At 36.2% G+C, this 1,094-nt stretch carries 1 protein-coding gene; it reads right to left on the bottom strand.

The annotated features are described in order from the left end of the window. The coding region (locus DNJ75_RS14895; RefSeq protein ID WP_170137246.1) for a type IV secretion system DNA-binding domain-containing protein at positions 1-851 on the bottom strand (851 nt) is incomplete at its 3' end. Positions 852-1,094 lie beyond the last annotated feature (243 nt).

Below are 1,094 nucleotides of genomic sequence, written 5' to 3'. Positions count from 1 at the left end.
AATAAGTTTCTGGCAGACTGCACCCAGAACTTATCCTTATCGGCTTCATCAGGAATTAAAGCAGCAGCAAAGTTATCATAATCAATCGTTTCAACACACTCATCCCACGCATTCCAGTTAGGACAGCGTGTGTCAAAAGGGTTTAATATAACATCTCCTCTTGATTCATCATAAAACGCTTGTGTGTAGGCGCCACCATCATCCAAAATCACCGCACGATGATGACGTGGGCGAATCTGATGTAATAAGTCTTTAACAATCACCGTTTTCCCTGTGCCTGTTGTACCATGCAATACAATGTGTTTAACTTCTGATTCAGAGACCAAATGTTGTTGACCAATTTTTAAAGGAGATAATCTATTTTCTGCTTTGAGTATTTTATTGACCACTTTGGCGGATTCAACACGCGCACCTCGTACCAGTGTTTCACCACTGTACTTTGCTTTGGTTCTTTTAGTAAGAACAAAAGCAAACCCTAAAAATAAAGCGGTCAACCCATAAAATGGCATCATAAATGCCCAATATAGCTTATGATTTACGGTATCACTTTGTTTTTTGAAGTATAGGTTGGTTAAAATATGACGGCGAGTAAAGGATTTAATCACAGCATGTCCATAGTCATTCATGCCAATGACTTGAAGCGGATTATCTGTCCATCGTACCGTCATTTTGGCGATGTAATAGGCTTTCCATGAAGCAACTTCATATTTATTTGCTGTATAATAGGCAATCGCACAAAAACTTAAGATTAAAAGCAGAAAATAAGCAATAAAATACGTTTTAAGTACCTGCTTTAACATACGCCAGTTGTGAAAAAATATTTGCCCACTGCGTGTAAATAATTTAAACATATATGATGGTCTCCTTAGTTTGCTCATGGGAATTAGAAAGCACATACTCTAAATAATGTGAATAAGGTAAATAAAGTAAATAAGGCAAGTGGTGCCAAGAAATAAAATAGCGATGACATAACAAGGTATATGTTAAATCGTAATAAAGATTACAACAATGTTTGAATTTTGTATCAAATTAGCAAAATCATCGCATTTGAGTTGCAGTTAAGCCCAGTTTATCTATAATTCCCAGTGCTTAGT

The sequence above is a fragment of the Cysteiniphilum litorale genome (genome assembly GCF_003428165.1).
GTDB lineage: Bacteria > Pseudomonadota > Gammaproteobacteria > Francisellales > Francisellaceae > Caedibacter > Caedibacter litoralis.
Note: the sequence above shows the minus strand (reverse complement) of the source record. Positions and strands in the feature narration are given on the sequence as shown.